The organism is Kluyvera sichuanensis (assembly GCF_014218705.1).
Classification (GTDB): Bacteria; Pseudomonadota; Gammaproteobacteria; order Enterobacterales; family Enterobacteriaceae; genus Kluyvera; species Kluyvera sichuanensis.
This window is the reverse complement of sequence record NZ_JABBJF010000012.1, coordinates 87,148-110,631: the sequence shown is the minus strand read 5'-3', so window position 1 is coordinate 110,631 and position 23,484 is coordinate 87,148. Positions and strand designations below refer to the sequence as shown.

General features: G+C 58.5%; 21 protein-coding genes. 20 read left to right on the top strand and 1 reads right to left on the bottom strand.

Annotation, left to right across the window (positions count from 1 at the left end; genetic code table 11):
- The 4 genes from HII27_RS14325 to HII27_RS14310 all read left to right on the top strand — a co-directional run.
- A partial coding sequence (locus tag HII27_RS14325) for a prolipoprotein diacylglyceryl transferase (RefSeq protein ID WP_185668503.1) occupies positions 1–3,711 on the top strand: 3,711 nt, incomplete at its 5' end.
- A gap of 160 nt (positions 3,712–3,871) precedes the next feature.
- The gene (locus HII27_RS14320) at positions 3,872–5,224 is read left to right on the top strand and encodes a TolC family outer membrane protein (RefSeq protein ID WP_185668501.1); all 1,353 of its coding nucleotides are present in this window, start codon (positions 3,872–3,874) and stop codon (positions 5,222–5,224) included.
- Positions 5,225–5,323: 99 nt separating this feature from the next.
- Positions 5,324–7,510, top strand: a complete 2,187-nt coding sequence (locus HII27_RS14315) for a type I secretion system permease/ATPase (protein WP_185668500.1) — start codon at positions 5,324–5,326, stop codon at positions 7,508–7,510.
- Complete coding sequence (locus HII27_RS14310) at positions 7,497–8,852, top strand: HlyD family type I secretion periplasmic adaptor subunit (protein ID WP_185668499.1); 1,356 nt, start codon at positions 7,497–7,499, stop codon at positions 8,850–8,852. Before HII27_RS14315 ends, HII27_RS14310 begins: the two co-directional genes overlap by 14 nt.
- An 81-nt stretch (positions 8,853–8,933) precedes the next feature.
- Here the strand turns inward: HII27_RS14310 and proP are convergent, their stop codons facing one another.
- Positions 8,934–10,436: a glycine betaine/L-proline transporter ProP gene (gene proP / locus HII27_RS14305; protein WP_185668498.1), complete on the bottom strand. Its 1,503-nt coding sequence runs from the start codon at positions 10,434–10,436 to the stop codon at positions 8,934–8,936.
- Positions 10,437–11,119: 683 nt separating this feature from the next.
- Between proP and kdgT the strand changes: the two genes are divergently transcribed.
- The 16 genes from kdgT to phnO all read left to right on the top strand — a co-directional run bounded on the left by kdgT (position 11,120) and on the right by phnO (position 23,479).
- On the top strand, positions 11,120–12,118 hold the full coding sequence (kdgT, locus tag HII27_RS14300) for a 2-keto-3-deoxygluconate transporter (RefSeq protein WP_185668497.1): 999 nt from the start codon (positions 11,120–11,122) through the stop codon (positions 12,116–12,118).
- A gap of 245 nt (positions 12,119–12,363) precedes the next feature.
- Positions 12,364–12,699, top strand: a complete 336-nt coding sequence (locus HII27_RS14295) for a zinc ribbon domain-containing protein YjdM (protein ID WP_185668496.1) — start codon at positions 12,364–12,366, stop codon at positions 12,697–12,699.
- A 122-nt stretch (positions 12,700–12,821) separates the two neighbouring features.
- Positions 12,822–13,268 (top strand): VOC family metalloprotein YjdN, encoded by a 447-nt coding sequence (gene yjdN, locus HII27_RS14290; RefSeq protein ID WP_185668495.1) that lies wholly within the window; start codon positions 12,822–12,824, stop codon positions 13,266–13,268.
- Positions 13,269–13,400: 132 nt separating this feature from the next.
- A complete protein-coding gene (gene phnC, locus HII27_RS14285; RefSeq protein WP_185668494.1) occupies positions 13,401–14,189 on the top strand; it encodes a phosphonate ABC transporter ATP-binding protein in 789 nt (262 codons plus the stop codon).
- Between the two features lie 23 nt (positions 14,190–14,212).
- On the top strand, positions 14,213–15,229 hold the full coding sequence (gene phnD, locus HII27_RS14280; RefSeq protein WP_185668493.1) for a phosphonate ABC transporter substrate-binding protein: 1,017 nt from the start codon (positions 14,213–14,215) through the stop codon (positions 15,227–15,229).
- A 122-nt stretch (positions 15,230–15,351) separates the two neighbouring features.
- Complete coding sequence (gene phnE / locus HII27_RS14275) at positions 15,352–16,134, top strand: phosphonate ABC transporter, permease protein PhnE (protein ID WP_185668492.1); 783 nt, start codon at positions 15,352–15,354, stop codon at positions 16,132–16,134.
- A gap of 20 nt (positions 16,135–16,154) precedes the next feature.
- Entirely contained in the window at positions 16,155–16,880 is a 726-nt protein-coding gene (gene phnF, locus HII27_RS14270; protein WP_185668491.1) for a phosphonate metabolism transcriptional regulator PhnF, read from the top strand.
- Complete coding sequence (gene phnG / locus HII27_RS14265; RefSeq protein ID WP_185668490.1) at positions 16,881–17,333, top strand: phosphonate C-P lyase system protein PhnG; 453 nt, start codon at positions 16,881–16,883, stop codon at positions 17,331–17,333. It abuts the gene before it with no gap.
- The gene (gene phnH, locus HII27_RS14260; protein WP_185668489.1) at positions 17,330–17,914 is read left to right on the top strand and encodes a phosphonate C-P lyase system protein PhnH; all 585 of its coding nucleotides are present in this window, start codon (positions 17,330–17,332) and stop codon (positions 17,912–17,914) included. The genes phnG and phnH overlap by 4 nt, the downstream gene beginning before the upstream one ends.
- Before the next feature lies 1 nt (position 17,915).
- Positions 17,916–18,980, top strand: coding sequence for a carbon-phosphorus lyase complex subunit PhnI (locus tag HII27_RS14255; protein WP_185668488.1), 1,065 nt, complete (start codon positions 17,916–17,918; stop codon positions 18,978–18,980).
- The gene (gene phnJ / locus HII27_RS14250) at positions 18,973–19,818 is read left to right on the top strand and encodes an alpha-D-ribose 1-methylphosphonate 5-phosphate C-P-lyase PhnJ (RefSeq protein ID WP_185668487.1); all 846 of its coding nucleotides are present in this window, start codon (positions 18,973–18,975) and stop codon (positions 19,816–19,818) included. The genes HII27_RS14255 and phnJ overlap by 8 nt, the downstream gene beginning before the upstream one ends.
- Positions 19,815–20,573 (top strand): phosphonate C-P lyase system protein PhnK, encoded by a 759-nt coding sequence (phnK, locus tag HII27_RS14245; RefSeq protein WP_185668486.1) that lies wholly within the window; start codon positions 19,815–19,817, stop codon positions 20,571–20,573. The genes phnJ and phnK overlap by 4 nt, the downstream gene beginning before the upstream one ends.
- A gap of 108 nt (positions 20,574–20,681) precedes the next feature.
- Positions 20,682–21,368 (top strand): phosphonate C-P lyase system protein PhnL, encoded by a 687-nt coding sequence (gene phnL / locus HII27_RS14240; protein WP_185668510.1) that lies wholly within the window; start codon positions 20,682–20,684, stop codon positions 21,366–21,368.
- Entirely contained in the window at positions 21,365–22,501 is a 1,137-nt protein-coding gene (gene phnM / locus HII27_RS14235; RefSeq protein ID WP_185668485.1) for an alpha-D-ribose 1-methylphosphonate 5-triphosphate diphosphatase, read from the top strand. Before phnL ends, phnM begins: the two co-directional genes overlap by 4 nt.
- Positions 22,501–23,058, top strand: coding sequence for a ribose 1,5-bisphosphokinase (gene phnN / locus HII27_RS14230; protein WP_185668484.1), 558 nt, complete (start codon positions 22,501–22,503; stop codon positions 23,056–23,058). The genes phnM and phnN overlap by 1 nt, the downstream gene beginning before the upstream one ends.
- Positions 23,045–23,479, top strand: a complete 435-nt coding sequence (phnO, locus tag HII27_RS14225) for an aminoalkylphosphonate N-acetyltransferase (RefSeq protein WP_185668483.1) — start codon at positions 23,045–23,047, stop codon at positions 23,477–23,479. The genes phnN and phnO overlap by 14 nt, the downstream gene beginning before the upstream one ends.
- The last annotated feature ends 5 nt before the right edge of the window (positions 23,480–23,484 follow it).

The following is a 23,484-nucleotide window of genomic DNA, read 5'->3' as shown; positions in this document are numbered from 1 at the left end:
GATGCCGACGCCGATGCTGATGCAGACGCCGATGCCGACTCGGATGCTGATGCAGATGCGGATGCCGACGCAGATGCAGACGCCGATGCCGATGCCGATGCCGACGCGGATGCCGACGCCGATGCAGATGCCGATGCAGACGCGGATGCAGACGCGGATGCTGATGCAGACGCCGATGCCGACGCCGATGCGGATGCGGATGCCGACGCTGATGCAGACGCCGATGCGGATGCCGATGCGGATGCCGATGCCGACGCTGATGCCGATGCCGACGCAGATGCCGATGCCGATGCCGACGCCGATGCGGATGCGGATGCGGACGCAGATGCCGACGCTGATGCAGATGCAGATGCCGATGCCGATGCCGATGCCGATGCCGATGCTGATGCTGATGCAGATGCTGATGCAGACGCCGATGCTGATGCAGACGCCGATGCTGATGCAGATGCCGATGCCGACTCGGATGCGGATGCCGACGCCGATGCGGACGCCGACGCGGATGCGGATGCCGACGCGGATGCGGATGCCGACGCAGATGCCGACGCCGACGCGGATGCCGACGCCGACGCAGATGCTGATGCCGACGCAGATGCCGATGCCGATGCCGATGCGGACGCAGATGCCGACGCGGATGCCGATGCGGATGCAGACGCCGATGCCGACGCAGATGCGGATGCTGACGCCGACGCGGATGCCGACGCAGATGCCGATGCCGACGCTGATGCCGATGCGGATGCGGACGCCGATGCCGACGCAGATGCGGATGCTGACGCCGACGCTGATGCAGACGCCGACGCCGATGCGGATGCAGATGCCGATGCCGACGCTGATGCCGATGCGGATGCGGATGCGGACGCAGATGCCGACGCTGATGCTGATGCCGATGCGGACACTGATGCCGACGCGGACGCCGACGCTGATGCCGATGCGGATGCCGACGCTGATGCAGACGCCGATGCGGATGCAGACGCAGATGCCGATGCGGACGCCGACGCTGATGCCGACGCAGATGCGGATGCAGATGCGGATGCCGACGCGGATGCGGATGCCGATGCCGACGCTGATGCAGACGCCGATGCGGATGCGGATGCCGATGCGGATGCCGATGCGGACGCAGATGCGGACGCCGACGCTGATGCCGACGCCGATGCCGATGCCGATGCGGACGCTGATGCCGATGCGGACACTGATGCCGACGCGGACGCCGACGCTGATGCCGATGCGGATGCCGACGCTGATGCAGACGCCGATGCGGATGCCGATGCGGACGCAGATGCCGATGCGGACGCCGATGCGGACGCTGATGCAGATGCTGATGCGGACGCCGATGCGGATGCCGATGCGGATGCCGATGCGGATGCCGATGCGGATGCCGATGCGGATGCCGATGCGGATGCCGATGCGGACGCGGACGCCGATGCCGATGCCGACGCAGATGCGGATGCCGACGCGGACGCCGACGCAGATGCGGATGCTGACGCCGACGCGGATGCAGACGCAGATGCGGATGCTGACGCGGACGCCGATGCCGATGCCGATGCCGATGCCGACGCAGATGCGGATGCGGACGCCGATGCCGACGCAGATGCGGATGCTGACGCCGACGCCGACGCCGACGCTGATGCCGATGCGGACACTGATGCCGACGCGGACGCCGATGCCGATGCGGATGCGGATGCCGACGCTGATGCAGACGCCGACGCCGATGCGGATGCAGACGCGGATGCGGACGCAGATGCCGATGCAGACGCAGATGCCGATGCGGACGCCGATGCGGACGCCGACGCGGACGCCGACGCGGATGCCGACGCAGATGCAGATGCGGATGCCGACGCGGATGCGGATGCGGATGCCGATGCCGACGCTGATGCAGACGCCGATGCGGATGCCGACGCGGACGCCGATGCCGACGCTGATGCAGACGCTGATGCAGACGCCGACGCCGACGCCGATGCGGATGCGGATGCCGATGCGGATGCGGACGCAGATGCCGACGCCGACGCGGATGCCGATGCAGACGCCGATGCTGATTCAGACGCCGATTCAGACGCCGATTCCGACATCACCCTCAACGTCAACTTTACCGCCTCTAACCCTACAAAGGTCATCGAGGTTAACGGCGGTAGCAAAGATCCTAGCGGTAACGGCTTTGATATCGACGGCAGCGGTATGATTGTGGCGGTTGGGGCGAATGTCGTTGTATGGGTGTCTCAAGGCGATGTTGGGAAATATGTTTCTAAGGATATCCCTTCATCCAACATCCATGAATACACCTCCGGTAACGCGAATGGTACCGTGGGTAAGTCCGATATCTTTATTCTGCACGATGGCAGTACCTACACGCAGGGAGATAACACCCAGCACGCAATGAATGCGGTCAACGGCAACCGTGAAGCCAGCAGCAGTACTGCGCACGACTACATCTTTGTCCCTGGCGACTCATCGTGGAGCAACACGGATGGCACAAAAAACGTCAATGGCAACATTAACTACATCGAAAGCGTCAACCTTACCGTTAATGGACAAACGTTTTATGGTAATAACCGCTTAACTGAAATTATCTCCGGAACGGGGAAAGAAGGCCTGGATCCCGGCCATTCCGACAGTAAAGTCTCCTGGCAATACGACCTGAATATTGATGCCAACATTGAGGGAAGTAGCGATCACAACATTACCTCGATCAAATTCAGTGGGTTAGCGCCGAAAGCTACCGTCAACTATCAGGGCGTTAACTATACGGCGGACGACAATGGGAATCTGACCATCGATGTTCCAGATGGCACCCATCTGGATGCGCATTTAACCCTGACATCACCGACGCAGATAACCGATCTGGGCTCGGTCAAAGTCGATGTTGTCACCGACGTCGACGACTCATCGCCGTCTTCCGGGCCGATTGATGCCAACAGCGGCGATCACTCAATCGTCCTCGGTGGCGGTGAAGATAACCACGCGGACGACTCGACTCATACGCTATCGACGGAGGGAGACGTTCACCACGCGACTCTGGCACACGTCAGCACCGTTGGCTCAACCGAACATACCGATGATGTATCGGCAAACGATCATTCAACGGAAAGCGACTCCGCAAATCTGGCGGCGTTGAGCGGCAACGATACGCATACGGCCACAACCGATCCTGGCGATACCGCGAATACCGGTGAAACCGACACCAGCGAACCGGCGGATAACCTTGCCGGAAACCAGACGATCGACACCGCAGGTCAGGCAGAGGAAACGGATTCAGCGAACGACCATGCCGCAGCAGATCAGGATACCGCTGGCCTGTTGGCCGACAATGAAACTATCGATCTCAGCGCGATTGAGCAGGATACATCCCAGGTGCAGAGCGTGGCTAACGAAAGCCCTGAGACATCGCTGAGCATGCTGCTGGACGATATTGATAGCCAACTGCATGAGGCCGATACCGCCCAGAACGCCGAGCCACTAGAGGATAAACCAGCCTCAACGGCGACGACAGATACGCATCAAGTGGAGACTATCGATCTCAGCGAGATTATCCACGATGACAGCACCAATGATGTCAGCTCAATGATTCAGGTAGAAGCGCCAGCGGAAAATACCGAGGCGGCGGGACACGTTCAGGATGTTCCGGCGGAAAGTTCTGCCGGTGAGGGGGCGGATAGCTGGAATGCCCATAATATTGCGGAGCTGGATCATTTAATACCGCAGCCGGATACGGACGCCTGATGCGTTAGGGTCGGCTACCGCCGACTCTTTTTATTAATAGTTCGTCATAGCCACCGTTATTGGTCTGGATGAACCCTTAGCAGTAAATGATATTAATGACATTGCCTCTGGTGGCCAAAACCCGTAGCCAGGGAAATAAACGTAAGGAAAGGGCGACATCATGAACAAACACATTCGGGTATTCACCAGCTTCTCTCTGCCGCTGCTGTTCGCCAGCAGCGTAAGTGCGGCCACGCTCGAACAGGCCGTGAAAGACAGCTTGCTCTGGCACCCGCAGGTGAGCGCGTCGGTCAACAGCCGCTATTCTGCCGATGAGGATTTGCGGGCGGCAAAAGGCGGCTATCTGCCTACCTTAAACCTCTCCGCCGGTACCGGCTGGGAGCAGACCGATAACGCCAGCACCCGTGCGGCTAACGATCATCGTCGCAACCTGAACCGCAGCGAATCCAGCCTTAATCTGCGCCAGAATGTGTTTAACGGCTTTGCCACCACCAGCGAAGTGGCCCGGCAAAAGGCGACAGTGAACTCCCGGGCCTACACGGTGATGAACACCAGTGAATTGACTGCGCTGAATGCGATTCAAAGCTATCTCGACGTTCTGATGCGTCAAAAAATGGTGCAACTGGCGCAGGATAACCTGAAAAACCACGAACGCGTTTTTGACCAAATTCGCCTGCGCACCGAACAGGGCGTAGGCCGTAAGGCTGACTATGAGCAGGCGCAGGCGCGTCTGGCGCAGGCGAAAAACAACCTGCTGACCGAACAAACCAACCTCGAAGATGCCCAGGCCAACTACTACAGCGTGGTCGGTAAAGAGGCGAGCGGCCTGTCAATGCCGATGACGACCAAAGTTCCAGGCTCTCAGGCTGAAGCCCGTAAGCAGATGCTGGAAAACAGCCCGCTGCTCAAGCAGGCCGATGCAGATGTTGAAGCCACCCGTCAGCAGTATGAAGCCGCGAAATCCCGCTTCTACCCGAGCGTGGATGTCGACCTCGGCCGCCGCATGGATAACAACACCGACGGTACGCGTGGTCACGATCAGGAGTGGCAGGCGATGGTTCGCATGAACTACAACCTGTTTAACGGCGGCAGCGATAAAGCACAGCTGTCATCTTATGCCTATAAAATGCAGGAAGCGCAGGACGTCAAACGCAACGCCCTTCGCCAGTTGGATGAGGAGCTGCGTCTGTCCTGGAACGCCTGGCAGAACGCCAAACAGCAGGTGCCGATCGCCAAAGATTACGCCGATCGCAGTGCCGTGGTGCGCACCGCATATCAGGAGCAGTTCAGCATCGGTGAGCGTAGTCTGCTGGATATGCTGGACAGCGAAAACGAAGTGTTCACCGCCCAGCGCCGCTACGTCGAAATGCAGTTTGTGGAGATGTTCACCACCTACCGCATCAACGCCCGAATTGGCGATCTGCTAAAACAGCTGAATATTCAGGCGCCAACGGCCGCACAGCCGGTGGATGAGCAGCAGACGGCACACAACAACTTACCCGAACTGAAATAATCGATTTTGGGCCTGCGGGTTATCTTACTTTACGGTGAGGTAACCCCTTATACTCTTCAGCCTGTGCGAGTTTTATTCGCTGGTATATAAGGTCTGACTATGGCGTCTTATACTGATCCACTTGAGCAAGTGACTGCTTCTGCTGATAACACCATCAGGCACGATCCGCGGCAACATCATGACGATCCCCTGCTCGATTCACTGATGATCGTCTGCCAGTTGCACAACATCGTGACCAGTCGCAACGTATTAACCGGCGGTTTGCCGCTGGATGAACATCGACTTACGCTCAGCGCATTCCCACGCGCGGCGAAACGCGCGGGGCTAAAAGCACGCGTACTGCAGCGGCCGCTGGAAAAAATCACCGCCATTTCGCTACCCGCTATCGTACTCCTCAAAAACGATCAGGCCGCCGTGCTGATCGGATGGGACGACCAGCAGCGCGCCCGTCTTCTGACAACCGAAACGGAAGGCGGTGAAATAGTGCTTGAGCGTGAAGCGCTGGCAGAAAACTACAGCGGGAAAACCATTTTTATCCAGCCAGGACACGAATACGACCGCCAACCGACGGCAACGATTCCACGTACCCGCTCCTGGTTTAAAGACACGTTAAAACTGTCGAAATTCCTTTACCTGGATTCGGTTGTCGCCAGTTTTATCATCAACGTGATCGCGATTGCGACGCCGCTGTTCGTGATGAACGTCTACGATCGCGTGGTGCCAAACCAGGCCACCGCCACGCTCTGGGTGCTGGCAATCGGCATCTCAATCGCCTTTGTGTTTGATCTTATTTTGAAGGTATTACGCGGTATTTGTCTTGATATCGCGGGGAAAAAGACCGATCTCATCGTTTCGGCAGCGCTGTTTGAACGCCTGCTGGGCATGAAGATGAAAGAGCGGCCACAGCGAGTTGGCGGCTTTACGCAGCAGTTCCAGGAGTATCAGTCGGTACGCGATTTCCTCTCGTCATTCACCCTGACGGCGCTCATCGACTTCCCGTTTACCTTATTGATTTTATTGGTTATCGCTATTATTGGCGGCCCACTCGCCCTGATTCCGCTGCTCTGTTATCCGATTGCGCTGGGCATTAACTGGATGCTCCAGCGTCCGCTGCTGGAACAGGTGCAAAAAACCTATCGCCTCTCCACTGAACGTCAGGCCATGCTGGTTGAGACGATTACCGGCCTGGACGCGATTAAGGTCAACAACGCGCAAAGCGAACGTCAGTATCAGTGGGAACAGATTATCGGCCAGTTGAGCAAGCTGGAGCTGCGGGTTAAATCGCTCTCCTATCTTGCAGTCAACTTGACGGCATGGATCCAGAAAATTGCCGGCGTCGTGATGATTGTTGTGGGCGTGTACAGCATTATTGCCGGTAACCTCAGTATGGGCGGCCTGATCGCCTGCTACCTGCTCAATCGCCGTGCCATGATGCCCATTGGCCAACTTTGCAGCCTGATAACCCGCTACCAGCGCGCCAAAATGACCAAGGCCACCATCGACCGCATGATGGATCTTGACCAGGAAGTGCAGGAGGACGAAGTGCCGCTAAAGCGTGAAACGCTGTCTGGCGCTATCGAGTTCCGCGACGTGACCTTCCACTACCCGCAAAACCAGTACATGTCGTTAAACGGCATTTCGCTCAAAATTGAGCCGGGCGAGAAGGTGGGGATTATCGGCCGTAGCGGTTCCGGCAAAAGCTCGCTGGCGAAGCTGCTGGTTGGTTTCTACCAGCCAGATGAGGGCACCATCCTGATTGACGGCATTGATGCCCGCCAGCTCGACGTCCACGATGTCCGGCATAACATCGGCTACGCACCGCAGGATATCCACCTGTTCAGCGGTACGCTGCGCGATAACCTGTTGAGCGGCGCCAGCTACGTTGATGAAGAGACGATGCTGCGCGCGGCCACGCTGGCTGGCGTACATGAGTTCGCCCGTCGCCACCCTTCCGGCTACAACATGCAGGTTGGGGAACGCGGGATGAATCTTTCCGGCGGCCAGCGTCAGGCCGTCGCGCTGGCGCGGGCGCTGCTGCTCGACCCGCCGGTGCTCCTGATGGACGAACCCACCAGTTCGATGGACAACACCAGCGAAGATTTGATTAAAAAAGCGCTAACGCCGCTCGTGAGCAATAAAACGCTGCTGCTGGTCACCCACCGCGCCTCACTGCTGACGCTGGTTGATCGCCTGATTATCCTCGATAACGGCAAAATCATCGCGGATGGTCCGAAAGAAAGCGTCATGACCGCACTGAAGAAGGGACAAATTCATGCGCAACGTTAACCGAATGATGAAGTGGCTTTTTGGCGACAGAAACGCCTCAACGCTCACCTCAAACGAGGTGAACAAAGCGCTACTCGATGACTCTCCGCGCGTGGTGCGTATCACCCTGTGGGCGATCCTCGGCTTCTTTATCATCATGATTGCCTGGGCATCGCTGGCCGAAATCGACGAAGTGACGCGCGGCGACGGCAAAGCGATTCCCTCTTCCCGTCTGCAAAAAATCCAGAACCTGGAAGGGGGAATTGTCGCTGAAGTGTTCGTGCACGAAGGGGAAGTCGTCAAAGCAGGCGCGCCGTTGTTGCGTCTCGACGATACCCGCTTTCGTTCTAACGCCGGGGAGTCCGAGGCCGACCGATTGGCGCTGGAGGCGCGTATTCAACGCCTGACCGCACAGCTGGATGACAAAGAAACCCTCACCCTGTCACCCGATATTGTGGAGAAGTCGCCGGATATCGCTAACGGCGAAATGGAGCTCTTTGCCAGCGTGAACAAACGGATTCAGAGCGAGTTATCAGGCCTCGATGAGCAACTGGTGCAGAAGAAACAGGAGCTGCTGGATTACCAGGCCAAAGGCGAGCAGTACCGCCGTAGCCTGGGGCTGCTGCAACAGGAAATCAGCATGTCTGAACCGCTGGTTGCCAAAGGGGCCATCTCGAAGGTCGAGGTACTGCGCCTGCGCCGCTCCGAGGTGGAAACCCGCGGGCAGCTGGAGTCGGTCACGCTGTCAGTGCCAAGAGCCCAGGCGGCGATTAAAGAGATTGAAAGTAAAATGGGTGAGACGCGCGGCCGCTATCGCAGTGAAGCGCTGTCCCAGCTCAACGAAGCCCGCACCGAACTCAGCAAGCTCACCGCCACCGGCAAGGCCATCGAGGACCGGGTTAACCGTACGCTGGTCACTTCACCGGTACGCGGCATCGTCCAGCAACTGATGGTCAACACCATCGGCGGCGTTATCCAGCCGGGCAACGACCTGGTCGAGATTGTCCCGCTGGATGATACGCTGCTGATTGAAGCCAAAATTCGCCCGCAGGATATCGCTTTCCTGCGCCCAGGACAGGAAGCGATGGTCAAGTTCACCGCCTACGACTTCACCATCTATGGCGGCCTGAAGGCTAAGCTGGAGCAAATCAGCCCGGATACGGTGACGGACAAAGACGGCAAGAGCTTCTATGTTATTCGTCTGCGTACGGAGAAAAACCACCTCGGCAGCGATGAAAAACCGCTGATTATTATTCCGGGGATGGTGGCATCGGTGGATATTATTACCGGCAAGAAAACCATTCTGGCCTATTTGCTGAAGCCGATTCTGAGGGCCAAAGCCGAAGCGTTCCGCGAACGATAAGCACAAAAAACCCGGCGTCATCAGCCGGGTTTTTTATTGGTATGTTTCGGTGCTTACGCCGACCCTGGGATCGGGCACGGCCTACTCGTTAATTTTCGGATGCTGCATCACCAGCTGCGAGCGTTTCTCCTGCAGCGCGGCAATCTCGGCATCGATATCTTCAATCTTATGCTCGATATGGTCGTGATGCTCCTGAAGGATCTCCTTCGCTTCGGCCATATCCGATGCCGCAGGCGTTGCGCCTTTCAGCGGCCGGTTGGCGGTCTCTTTCATCATCACACCGGTCATCAGGCCGATTACCGCCACCACCATCAGATAGTAAGCCGGCATCATCAGGTTCTGCGTTGACTCCACCAGCCAGGCGGCCAGCGTCGGCGTTACACCGGCAACCAGCACCGAGATGTTAAAGGCACTCGCCAGCGCGCTGTAGCGGATATGGGTTGGGAACATCGCCGGTAACGACGACGCCATCACCCCGGTGAAGCAGTTCAGGATCACCGCCAGCAGCAGCAGGCCGGAGAAAATCAGACCAATCGAGTTGCTGTTAATCAGCACGAAGGCCGGAATCGAGAACACCAGCAGCGCAATGCTACCCACCACGATAAACGGACGACGACCAAATCGGTCGCTCAGCAGACCCATCACCGGCTGCACGAACAGCATACCGATCATAATGGCGATGATAATCAGCACACCGTGGTCTTCCGAGTAGTGCAGGTTATGCGACAGGTAGCTCGGCATGTAGGTCAGCAGCATGTAGTAGGTCACGTTGGTGGAGATAACCAGACCGATACATGCCAGCAGGCTACGCCAGTGCTTGGTGGCAATCTCTTTAAACGATACCTTTGGTCCATCCTGCAGACCCTGACGATCGCCCTGCTCCAGCTTATCGACGTGCTGCTGGAACGCCGGGGTCTCTTCTAACGCATGACGCAGATAGAGGCCGATAATCCCTAACGGCAGCGCAACGAAGAACGGAATACGCCAACCCCACTCAAGGAAGTTCGCCTCACCCACCGCAGTAGAGAGCAGTACCACCAGACCCGCACCCATCACGAACCCGGCAATCGAACCGAAGTCCAGCCAGCTGCCCATGAAACCGCGCTTACGGTCAGGAGAGTATTCAGCGACAAAGATAGACGCCCCGGTATATTCACCGCCGACCGAGAAGCCCTGCGCCATTTTACACAGCAGCAGCAGGATCGGTGCCCAAATACCGATAGTCTCGTACGAAGGAATAAGACCAATACAGAATGTACTGAGCGACATAATAATAATGGTGATGGAGAGAATCTTCTGGCGGCCGTATTTATCCCCCAGCATCCCGAAGAACAGACCGCCCAGTGGACGAATCAGGAAGGGAACGGAGAAGGTACCCAATGCGGCAATCATCTGCACGCTGGGGTCGGCATCCGGGAAGAAGACTTTACCCAGCGCATAGGCCACAAACCCATAAACCCCGAAGTCAAACCACTCCATCGCGTTACCCAGTGAAGCCGCGGTAATCGCTTTGCGCAGCTTGGCATCGTCGATGATAGTGACGTCACGAATCGTGATCGGTTTTACTTTTTTCCTTTTAAGCATGGTTTTCCTCGTTCAATTTCGCCTTGAACGCACACCCAGTGGCGACAAACACACGATGTGTTTGCGAGGATGCGTAAAGGGAACCGTGGAGATGCTGGTTCCGTTTATCCAAGCGTAGCAGGTTTGCATGTCTGCGTGAGTCGATGTTTGCGGACAATCAAACCTGTTGGGCCTGCTGGCGAGTCAGTTAAAAAGCCGCCCCTCGGAAAATGACCGTTTGAGGGACAATCCTATTTACCCTAACAGCGATTAATATTGTGATCAACTTAACAAAAGATTGAATCATGCTACCAAAGCGAAATATTCCGCTCACATTTACCTGCTCATTTCCCGCTCAACGCTAGACCCACCGCATGCTTCGCGATGTTTTTTCACCTCAATTTCGAAAAGAGTTTTTTCAGAATTTTTCACATTCACTTCACACCGTTTTTATCTTTTAGGTGCGCTCAATGTCAACATTTGAAATATGTGATCTATATATATAAAACACTGTTTTATTTTAATTGAATCATCATTTCTACAAATGCATTATAACTTCCGAAACAGCGTTAAATATGTCGATAAGTTTCCCTTAACACGAAAGCTGACTGACATAAGAACACCAGATGATAGCCATATAACACACTGAAATTATTATACTTAACCTCTTCTGTCGCCTGGGCGATACGAAGCGAGGATGTCACATGAAAATCAAAGCAACAATGGAACGAATCCCTGGCGGGATGATGCTTATCCCGTTACTGTTAGGCGCGGTATTAAATACCCTGGCCCCAACAACCGGTGAATATTTCGGCTCTTTCACGAAAGGTATGATTGGCGGAACGGTACCGATTCTGGCGGTGTGGTTCTTCTGTATTGGGGCATCCATTGATTTACGCGCTACCGGCACGGTATTACGCAAATCCGGCACGCTGGTGCTGACCAAAATCGCCGTCGCCTGGGTCGTTGCCATGATTGCGGCATCCTTTATTCCTGACACAGGTATTCAGACCGGTTTCTTTGCTGGCCTCTCCGTGCTGGCGATCGTTTCAGCCATGGATATGACCAACGGCGGCCTGTACGCCAGCCTGATGAACCAGTACGGCACCAAAGAAGAGTCCGGTGCGTTCGTGCTGATGTCGCTGGAATCCGGCCCGCTGATGACCATGGTGATCCTCGGTTCCGCAGGCCTGGCCTCCTTTGAGCCGCACCACTTTATCGGCGCCGTGTTGCCATTCCTGATTGGCTTCACCCTCGGCAACCTGGACCACGACCTGCGTGCGTTCTTCAGCAAAGCCACGCCGGTCCTGATTCCGTTCTTCGGCTTCGCGCTGGGTAACACCATCAACCTGAAAGTGATCCTCGACACCGGCCTGCTGGGTATCGTACTGGGCGTGGCGGTTATCGTTATCACCGGTATTCCACTGATTATTGCTGACCGCGTGATTGGCGGTGGTAATGGTACCGCAGGCGTTGCCGCCTCTTCTGCAGCCGGTGCTGCCGTGGCGAACCCGGTTATCATTGCACAGATTAACCCGTCGTTTGCCCCGGTTGCGGCATCCGCTACGGCACTGGTCGCCGCCAGCGTGATTGTCACCGCGATTCTGGTACCGATTATTACCGCGCTGTACGCCAAACGTTATGGCGCACCGCAATCCGCAGAAAATAAACCAGAAACGGCACCACAGCCCGCGCACCACTAATCGGTCCCCTCTCCCCCTGGGGGAGAGGGTTAGGGTGAGGGGAAATGCGCCCGCTGTACCCTCACCCCGGCCCTCTCCCTACAAGGGAGAGGGGGAAACCCACCCCTCGTTTTCTAACCATTCGTCAACCAATTCCTGGATACCACCGACAATTGCAGGGTTTTATTGTATAATCAGGGCTATTTTCGGCGATTTGCCGTTTTACAGGCCTTTGCCTTTCGCACTGCACTTTTGAGGATATATCCATGTCATTACCCCACTGCCCACAATGCAACTCCGAATACACCTACGAAGACAACGGCATGTTCATCTGCCCGGAGTGCGCGCATGAGTGGAACGATGCTGAACCGGCACACGACGGCGACGAACTGATCGTCAAAGATGCCAACGGCAACCTGCTGGTCGACGGCGACAGCGTCACCGTGATTAAAGACCTGAAGGTCAAAGGCAGTTCTTCGATGCTGAAAATCGGCACCAAAGTGAAGAACATCCGCCTGGTGGAAGGCGACCACAACATCGATTGCAAAATCGACGGTTTCGGCCAGATGAAGCTGAAATCTGAGTTTGTGAAAAAGAACTGATTTAACACGTAGTCTTGCCGGATGGCGCTTCGCTTATCCGGCAATACGCCCCCCGCCCCGCTTCGCCCCCAGAACCGACACGCACTACACTTAATGAGCACTTCTTACCTGAGGTAACGATCATGCCGTTAAGCCCCTATCTCGCCTTTTCCGGAAACTGTGCCGATGCCATTGCCTATTATCAGCAGGCGCTGGGTGCGGAACTGCGCTACAAAATCACCTTCGGCGAAATGCCGCCCTCCGCCATGGATGAAGAAGGCGGCTGCCCGTCCGGCCTGAAGTTTCCCGATAGCGCCATCGCCCACGCCAACGTCCACATCGCGGGCAGCGATATCATGATGAGCGACGGCACCTCGCCGGATGCCGTTAACTACGCTGGCTTTACGCTGGTGCTCGACACCCAGGACGTAAAAGAGGGTAAACGCTGGTTCGACAATCTCGCCGCCAACGGCAAGGTTGAAATGGCCTGGCAGGAGACCTTCTGGGCGCACGGCTTCGGCCGCGTCATCGACCGCTACGGCGTGCCGTGGATGATTAACGTGGTCAAACAACAAGCGCCCACGCTCTAACCACGCGGGAGGCCACGGCCTCCCGCGCTGTCATCAAATCCCGGTCAATTATTCATCTTCAAGTAACTATCTCTTAACCCAAATGTCACATTAATTCGCCACGATGAGGCCACCTTAAATGAGGGTCTCAGCATGCAAACGATTATTCGCGTTGAAAAGCTCAACAAAACGTTCAATCAGCAACAGGTACTCCACGCCATTGATTTGAACGTCCACGCTGGTGAGATGGTGGCTTTGCTTGGCCCATCTGGTTCTGGCAAATCCACCCTTTTACGTCATCTGAGCGGCCTTATCGTCGGCGATAAAACGCCGGGCAGCCGCATCGAACTGCTGGGTAACACCGTGCAGCAGTCGGGCCGTCTGGCCCGTGATATCCGCAAAAGCCGCGCCCACACCGGCTACATCTTCCAGCAGTTCAACCTCGTTAACCGTCTGAGCGTGATGGAGAACGTGCTGATTGGCGCGCTCGGCAGCACGCCGTTCTGGCGTACCTGCTTTAGCTGGTTCACCCGCGATCAGAAGCAACGCGCCCTGCAGGCGTTAACCCGCGTAGGCATGGCACACATGGCCCACCAGCGCGTTTCGACCCTCTCCGGCGGCCAGCAGCAGCGCGTGGCGATTGCCCGTGCGCTGATGCAGCAGGCGAAGGTGATCCTTGCCGATGAGCCTATCGCCTCGCTGGACCCGGAATCCGCGCGCATCGTGATGGACACGCTGCGCGACATTAACCAGACCGACGGCATCACCGTCGTGGTGACGCTGCACCAGGTCGATTATGCGCTGCGCTACTGCGAACGCATCATCGCGCTGCGTCAGGGACACGTGTTCTATGACGGCAGCAGCCAGCAGTTTGATAACGAACGATTTGACCATCTCTACCGCAGCATTAATCGCGTCGAAGAGAACGCGCAGGCTGCTTAACGTCCCCACAATGAGGAATGGAAATGAGTTATAAAGCCGTTGCCGCGCTGGCCTTTACCAGCATGTTTAGCCTCAGCACCCTGTTAACCCCAGCCCACGCGGAAGAGCAGGAAAAAGCGCTGAACTTCGGCATTATTTCGACGGAATCACAGCAGAACTTAAAGCCGCAATGGGAACCGTTCCTGAAGGATATGGAAAAGTCGCTGGGCGTGAAGGTCAACGCCTTCTTCGCACCGGACTACGCGGGGATCATCCAGGGGATGCGCTTTAACAAGGTCGATATCGCCTGGTACGGCAACCTCTCCGCCATGGAAGCGGTGGACCGCGCCAACGGTCAGGTATTCGCTCAGACCGTCGCCGCCGACGGCTCCCCAGGCTACTGGAGCGTGCTGATCGTCAACAAAGACAGCCCAATCAACAACCTCAACGACCTGCTCGCCAAACGTAAAGAGCTGACCTTCGGCAACGGTGACCCGAACTCCACCTCCGGTTTCCTGGTCCCTGGCTACTACGTCTTCGCCAAGAACAACGCCTCCGCCAGCGACTTTAAGCGCACGGTTAACGCCAGCCATGAAACCAACGCCCTGGCCGTTGCCAACAAGCAGGTGGATGTCGCCACCAACAACACCGAAAACCTCGACAAGCTGAAGGTCTCCGCGCCGGACAAGCTGAAAGCGCTGAAGGTTATCTGGAAGTCACCGCTGATCCCAGGCGACCCGATTGTGTGGCGTAAAAACCTGTCTGAATCCACCAAGGACAAGGTGTACAGCTTCTTTATGAACTACGGCAAAACGCCGGAACAGAAAGCGGTGCTGGAACGTCTGGGCTGGGCGCCGTTCCGCGCCTCCAGCGACCTGCAACTGCTGCCGATTCGCCAGCTGACGCTGTTTAAAGAGATGCAGACCGTGAAGGGCAACGGCACGCTGAACGACGCGGAAAAGGCCACTAAAACCGCCGAGATCCAGGCGCGTCTGAGCGACCTTGACCGTACCACGGCGGCAATTGGCGCGATGACGTCGGTCACCAAAGCGGTGCAGTAACCCTTTCCCCCTCTCCCTCAGGGAGAGGGCCGGGGTGAGGGGAAATCGGCACTGAGCTGACCCCCTCACCCTAACCCTCTCCCCAAAGGGGCGAGGGAACTCAGGAAACCCGGAGCTCAACCATGCAACACACCATCACCGTTCCCCCGCCCAAGCGCAGTTGGTTCTCGCTGATCAGCTGGGCCATCCTGCTGGCAGTGCTTGTCGTCTCCTGGAAAGGGGCGGAAATGAACCCGGTCACGCTGTTCAAAGACGCGGGCAACATGGCGACCTTCGCCGCCGACTTCTTCCCGCCGGATTTTAGCCAGTGGCAGGACTATCTCAGCGAGATGGCCGTGACCCTGCAAATCGCCGTCTGGGGTACCGCGCTGGCGGTGGTGCTATCCATTCCCTGTGGCCTGATGAGCGCCGAAAACCTGGTGCCGTGGTGGGTTTACCAACCAATGCGCCGCCTGATGGACGCCTGTCGCGCCATCAACGAAATGGTCTTCGCCATGCTGTTCGTGGTTGCCGTCGGTTTAGGCCCGTTTGCCGGGGTACTGGCGCTGTTTATCCACACCACTGGCGTCCTCTCCAAGCTGCTTTCCGAAGCAGTGGAAGCCATTGAACCCGGCCCGGTTGAAGGTATCCGCGCCACCGGGGCGAACAAAATTGAAGAGATCCTCTACGGCGTACTGCCGCAGGTCATGCCGCTCTTAATCTCCTACTCGCTCTACCGTTTCGAGTCCAACGTCCGCTCCGCTACGGTGGTCGGGATGGTGGGCGCAGGCGGCATCGGCGTGACGCTGTGGGAGGCGATTCGCGGTTTCCAGTTCCAGCAAACCTGTGCGCTGATGGTCCTCATCATCGTCACCGTCAGCCTGTTGGATTTCCTCTCTCAGCGTTTGCGTAAGCACTTCATCTGATTAGCGAGGTCTTGTTGGCTATGCACTTGTCTACACATCCGACCAGTTATCCGACGCGTTATCAAGAGATTGCGGCTCGTCTGGAACAGGAGCTGCGCCAGAACTACCGCTGTGGCGACTACCTGCCCGCCGAGCATCAGTTGGCGGCGCGCTTTGAAGTGAACCGTCATACCCTGCGCCGCGCCATCGACCAACTGGTAGAGAAAGGCTGGGTTCAGCGCCGTCAGGGAGTTGGCGTGCTGGTGCTGATGCGCCCGTTCGACTACCCGCTGAACGCCCAGGCGCGCTTTAGCCAGAATCTGCTCGACCAGGGCAGCCATCCCACCAGCGAAAAGCTGCTGTCGGTGCTGCGCCCGGCCTCCAGCCATATAGCCGAAGCGCTGGGCATTACCGAAGGCGACAACGTGATTCACCTGCGCACCCTGCGCCGGGTCAACGGCGTGGCGCTGTGCCTTATCGACCACTACTTCGCCGACCTCACGCTCTGGCCCACGCTGCAAAACTTCAGCAGCGGTTCGCTGCATGACTTCCTGCGTGAGCAAACCGGCATTGCGCTCAAACGCAGCCAGACCCGTATCAGCGCACGCCGGGCACAGGCCAAAGAGAGCCAACGCTTAGAAATTCCCAATATGGCGCCCCTGCTGTGCGTGCGCACCCTGAACCATCGTGAAGGCGATGACCAGGCGATGGAGTACTCCGTCAGCCTGACCCGCGCCGACATGATCGAATTTATTATGGAGCACTGAATGCACCTCGATACCGCGACTCGTCAGCACTGGATGTCGGTGCTGTCCCACAGCGACCCCGCCAATCTGGCGGAGAAAATGGTCGCCCTGAACATTACCGCCGACTACGAAACGATCCGTGCCCCGGAAACCGGTCTGGTCCAACTCCAGGGCCGCATGGGCGGCACCGGAGAACGTTTTTTTGCTGGCGATGCCACCTTAACTCGCGCCGCCGTGCGTTTGAGCAACGGTACCGTAGGCTACAGCTGGGTGCTGGGGCGCGACAAACCGCACGCCGAGCGCTGCGCGGTGATTGATGCGCTGATGCAGCAGCCAACCCATTTTCAAACCTTATTAGAAACCCTGATTACCCCGCTGGAAGCCGACCGTACCGCGCGCATTGCCGCACGTCAGGCTGAAATCAACGCCAGCCGGGTCGACTTCTTTACGCTGGTTCGCGGAGATAACGCATGACCCTGGAAACCGCTTTTACCCTTCCCGTGCAGGATGACCAGCACAGCTTTCGTCGCCTGTTAAAAGCCATGAGCGAGCCGGGCGTGATCGTCGCGCTGCACCAGCTCAAGCACGGCTGGCAGCCGCTGAACGTCGCCACCACCAGCGTGCTGCTGACCCTTGCCGACAACGACACGCCGGTGTGGCTATCCAACGCACTGCTTAACGATATCGTCAGCCAGAGCCTGCGCTTTCACACCAACGCGCCGCTGGTTGAGCAGCCGCAGCAGGCAACCTTTGCCGTCTCAAGCGACACCATCAGCAGCGAACAGCTGAACGCCCTGTGCGAAGGCAGCGCCGTCGCGCCGGAAACCAGCGCCACGCTGATTGTGCAGGTCTCAAGCCTCAGCGGCGGCCGCATGCTGCGCCTGACCGGTGCGGGCATCGCCGAAGAGCGGATGATCGCCCCGCAGCTGCCGAACTGCATTCTGCATGAACTGACCGAACGCCCGCACCCGTTCCCGCTCGGCGTGGATCTGATCCTCACCTGCGGCGAGCGTCTGCTGGCCATTCCGCGCACCACTCACGTCGAGGTTTGCTGATATGTACGTTGCCGTCAAAGGGGGCGAGAAGGCGATAGCCGCCGCCCACGCGCTACAGGAACATCGACGCCGGGGCGACACCGCGCTGCCGGAGCTCAGCGTCGCCCAGATTGAACAGCAGCTTAACCTGGCGGTGGACCGGGTGATGACCGAAGGCGGCATCGCCGACCGCGAACTGGCCGCGCTGGCGCTGAAGCAGGCGAGCGGCGATAACGTTGAAGCGATTTTTCTGCTGCGCGCCTACCGCACTACGCTTGCCAAGCTGGCGGTGAGCGAGCCGCTGGAAACCAGCCGCATGCGCCTGGAGCGCCGCATCTCCGCCGTTTATAAAGACGTACCCGGCGGCCAGCTGCTTGGCCCCACCTACGACTACACCCACCGCCTGCTGGACTTTACGCTGCTGGCGAACGGCGAAGCGCCAACCCTAAAAACCGACGACGGTGAGCAGTCTGCCGCGCCACACGTCTTCAGCCTGCTGGCACACCAGGGGCTGGCGAAAGCGGAAGAGGATAACGGCGCCACGCCGGATGACATCACCCGCACGCCGCCGGTCTACCCCTGCTCACGCTCCTCTCGCTTACAGCAGCTGATGCGTGGCGACGAAGGCTACCTGCTGGCGCTGGCCTACTCCACCCAGCGCGGCTACGGGCGCAACCACCCGTTCGCCGGGGAAATTCGCAGCGGCCATATTGATGTCGAAATTGTGCCCGAAGAGCTGGGTTTTGCGGTGAACGTCGGCGAACTGCTGATGACCGAATGCGAAATGGTCAACGGCTTCGTTGACCCAGCGGACGAACCGCCGCACTTCACCCGCGGCTACGGCCTGGTGTTCGGCATGAGCGAGCGCAAGGCCATGGCAATGGCGCTGGTCGACCGCGCATTGCAGGCGCCAGACTATGACGAGCACGCCGTCGGCCCGGCGCAGGACGAAGAGTTTGTCCTCGCCCACGCCGATAACGTTGAAGCCGCCGGTTTCGTCTCGCACCTGAAACTCCCCCACTACGTCGATTTCCAGGCCGAACTGGAACTGTTGAAACGCCTGCAACGGGAGCAGAAAAATGACTAATCTCAGCGGCTATAACTTCGCTTATCTCGATGAGCAGACCAAGCGCATGATCCGCCGCGCCATCCTCAAAGCGGTGGCGATCCCCGGCTATCAGGTGCCGTTCGGCGGCCGCGAAATGCCGATGCCGTACGGCTGGGGCACCGGCGGGATCCAGCTGACCGCCAGCGTGATTGGCGAAGCGGACGTGCTCAAGGTGATTGACCAGGGCGCGGACGACACCACCAACGCCGTGTCGATTCGCCAGTTCTTCCAGCGCGTGACCGGGGTGAACACCACCGAACGCACCGAAGACGCCACCTTGATCCAGACGCGTCACCGGATCCCGGAAACGCCGCTGGTTGAGGATCAGATCCTGATCTTCCAGGTGCCGATCCCCGAGCCGCTGCGTTTTATCGAACCACGCGAAACCGAGACCCGCACCATGCACGCGCTGGAAGAGTACGGCGTAATGCAGGTGAAGCTGTATGAAGATATCGCCCGCTTCGGCCATATCGCCACCACCTACGCCTACCCGGTGAAGGTGAACGGCCGCTACGTGATGGACCCGTCGCCGATCCCGAAATTCGATAACCCGAAGATGGACATGATGCCCGCGCTGCAGCTGTTCGGTGCCGGGCGCGAAAAACGCATCTACGCCGTGCCGCCGTTTACCCGCGTCGAGAGCCTCGATTTTGACGACCATCCGTTCACCATCCAGAGCTGGGACGAGCCGTGCGCCATCTGCGGGTCGCAGCATAGCTACCTCGATGAAGTGGTGCTCGATGACAGCGGCAAACGGATGTTTGTCTGCTCCGATACCGATTTCTGCCGCCAACAGAGCGAGGCAAAAAACGCATGACGCAACCATTACTCTCCGTTGACCGCCTGACCCATCTCTACGCGCCCGGCAAAGGCTTCAGCAACGTCTCCTTTGACCTGTGGCCGGGCGAAGTGCTGGGTATCGTCGGCGAATCTGGCTCCGGTAAAACCACGCTGCTGAAATCCATTTCGGCGCGTCTGACGCCGCAGGAAGGGGAAATTCGCTATCAGGACAGTTCGCTGTACGCGATGACCGAAGCCGACCGTCGTCGCCTGCTGCGCACCGAGTGGGGCGTGGTACATCAGCATCCGATGGACGGCCTGCGTCGTCAGGTATCGGCGGGCGGCAACATTGGCGAACGACTGATGGCTACCGGCGCGCGCCACTATGGCGATATCCGCGCCACCGCCCAGCGCTGGCTGGAGGAAGTGGAGATCCCGGCGTCGCGCATCGACGACCTGCCGACCACCTTCTCCGGCGGGATGCAGCAGCGCCTGCAGATTGCCCGCAACCTCGTCACCCACCCGAAGCTGGTGTTTATGGATGAGCCTACCGGCGGCCTGGACGTGTCGGTGCAGGCGCGCCTGCTCGACCTGCTGCGCGGCCTGGTGGTGGAGCTGAACCTGGCGGTGGTGATTGTCACCCATGATTTAGGCGTTGCACGCCTGCTCGCCGACCGTTTGTTGGTAATGAAGCAGGGTCAGGTGGTGGAAAGTGGGCTCACCGACCGGGTGCTCGACGATCCACACCATCCGTACACCCAGCTGCTGGTGTCGTCGGTGTTGCAGAACTAACCCTCGGTGCCATTCCCGGCGGCGCTGCGCTTGGCCGGGCTACTCCGAATTTGTAGCCCGGCCGAGCAACGCGACACCGGGGAGGCTCAAATGTTAAAGAGGCAAAAAATGAACGCGATCCGCGTCGAAAACGTCAGTAAAACCTTTGTTCTGCACCAGCAAAACGGTGTCCAGCTGCCGGTGCTGCGCGAAGCCTCGCTCACCGTCAACGCCGGGGAGTGCGTGGTGCTGCACGGCCACTCCGGCAGCGGTAAATCTACCCTGCTGCGCTCGCTGTATGCTAACTACCTGCCGGATGAAGGGCATATCCATATTAAACATGGCGACGAATGGGTCGATCTGGTCAGCGCCCCCGCGCGCAAAGTGGTGGAAGTGCGTAAGACCACCGTCGGCTGGGTCAGCCAGTTTCTGCGCGTGATCCCCCGTATCTCCACGCTGGAGGTGGTAATGCAGCCACTGCTCAACATCGGCGTGCCCCGTGAAGCCTGCGCCGCGAAAGCCGCTCAGTTGCTGACGCGCCTCAACGTGCCGGAGCGCCTGTGGCACCTCGCGCCGTCGACCTTTTCCGGCGGCGAACAGCAGCGCGTCAATATCGCCCGTGGCTTTATCGTCGACTACCCAATTTTGCTGCTCGACGAACCCACCGCCTCGCTGGACGCCAAAAACAGCGCTGCCGTGGTTAGCCTGATTACCGAAGCCAAAGCCCGCGGCGCGGCTATCGTCGGCATTTTCCATGACGAATCTGTCCGCAACCAGGTCGCCGACCGCCTCCACCCAATGGGTACACCCGCATGATTATCAATAACGTAAAGCTGGTTCTTGAGAACGACGTGGTTCACGGTTCCCTTGAGGTACAGGACGGCGAAATTCGCGCCTTTGCCGAAAGCCAGAGCCGCCTGCCCGAAGCGATGGACGGCGAAGGCGGCTGGCTGCTGCCGGGGCTGATTGAACTGCATACCGATAATCTGGATAAATTCTTCACCCCGCGCCCGAAGGTTGACTGGCCTGCCCACTCGGCGATGAGCAGCCACGACGCGCTGATGGTCGCCAGCGGCATCACCACCGTGCTGGATGCGGTCGCCATTGGCGATGTGCGCGACGGCGGCGACCGTCTGGAAAACCTCGAAAAGATGATCAACGCCATCGAGGAGACGCAAAAGCGCGGTGTTAACCGCGCCGAGCACCGCCTGCATCTGCGCTGCGAGTTGCCGCATCACACCACCCTGCCGCTGTTTGAAAAACTGGTGGGCCGCGAGCCGGTATCGCTGGTCTCCTTGATGGACCATTCGCCGGGCCAGCGCCAGTTCGCCAACCGTGAGAAGTACCGTGAATACTATCAGGGCAAATACTCGCTGACCGATGCGCAGATGCGTCAGTACGAAGAAGAGCAGCTAGCACTGGCAGCCCGCTGGTCGCAGCCGAACCGTACGGCGATTGCCGGGATGTGCCGCGAGCGCAATATCGCGCTGGCAAGCCATGACGATGCCACCCACGATCACGTGGTTGAATCGCACCAGTTGGGCAGCGTGATCGCCGAGTTCCCCACCACCTTTGAAGCGGCGGAATCCTCGCGTCGCCACGGCATGAACGTGCTGATGGGCGCGCCGAACATCGTGCGCGGCGGCTCGCACTCTGGCAACGTCGCAGCGCACAAACTGGCGGCGCTGGGGCTGCTGGATATTCTCTCCTCCGACTATTACCCGGCGAGCCTGCTGGACGCGGCATTCCGCGTCGCCGATGACGATAACAACGCCTTCACCCTGCCGCAGGCGATCCATCTGGTGACCCGCAACCCGGCACGCTCGCTGAATCTGCACGACCGTGGAGTGATTGCCGAAGGAAAACGGGCCGACCTGGTGCTGGCGCACCGCAAAGGCGAGCATATTCATATCGACCACGTCTGGCGTCAGGGAAAAAGGGTGTTCTGATGAAGGGAAAACTGGTCTGGTTAATGGGGCCGTCCGGCTCCGGGAAGGACAGCCTGCTGGAAGTGCTTCGCCAGCAGGAGCTTTCCCAGCTGTTAGTGGCACACCGTTATATCACCCGCCCGGCCAGCGCCGGGTGTGAAAACCATATCGCGCTGAGCGAACAGGAGTTTTTCACCCGCGCAGGGCACAATCTGCTGGCGCTAAGCTGGCACGCCAACGGCCTGTACTACGGCGTGGGCGTGGAAATTGACCTCTGGCTGCACGCCGGGTTTGATGTGGTGGTGAACGGCTCACGCGCCCATCTCGCCCAGGCCAAAGCCCGCTATACTGAGGCGCTGCTGCCGGTCTGTCTGCAGGTCTCACCAGAGATCTTGCGCCAGCGGCTGCACGCCCGCGGGCGGGAGAACGGCGTGGAGATTGCCGCCCGCCTGGAACGCGCCGCGCGCTATACGCCGTCGGAGTGCCACACGCTCAACAATGACGGCAGTCTGCTACAGTCGGTAGAGACCCTCCTCATGCTGATGGGGAGAAAGGAGCCACGCTATGCTTGTCTGTGAACTACGCCATGCCACCTTCGAGGACATCGAGGACGTTTACGCGCTGATGTGCGAGCTGAAACAGGCCGAATACGACAGAGACGCCTTTTACACCGGCTTCGCCGCCAATCTTCAGGATAGAAATCTGCACTATCAGCTGGCGCTGCTCGACGACGAGGTGGTGGGCATGGTGAGTTTGCATTTGCAGTTCCACCTGCATCACGCCAACTGGATAGGCGAAATTCAGGAGCTGGTGGTGATGCCACAGGTGCGCGGCACCGGCATTGGCAGCCAGCTGCTGGCGTGGGCGGAAGAGACCGCACGCGATGCGGGCGCGGAGATGACCGAGCTGTCCACCAGCGTCAAACGTCTTGATGCCCACCGTTTTTATCAGCGTGAAGGCTATGCCCCGAGCCACGTTCGTTTCACCAAAGCGTTATGAGGATG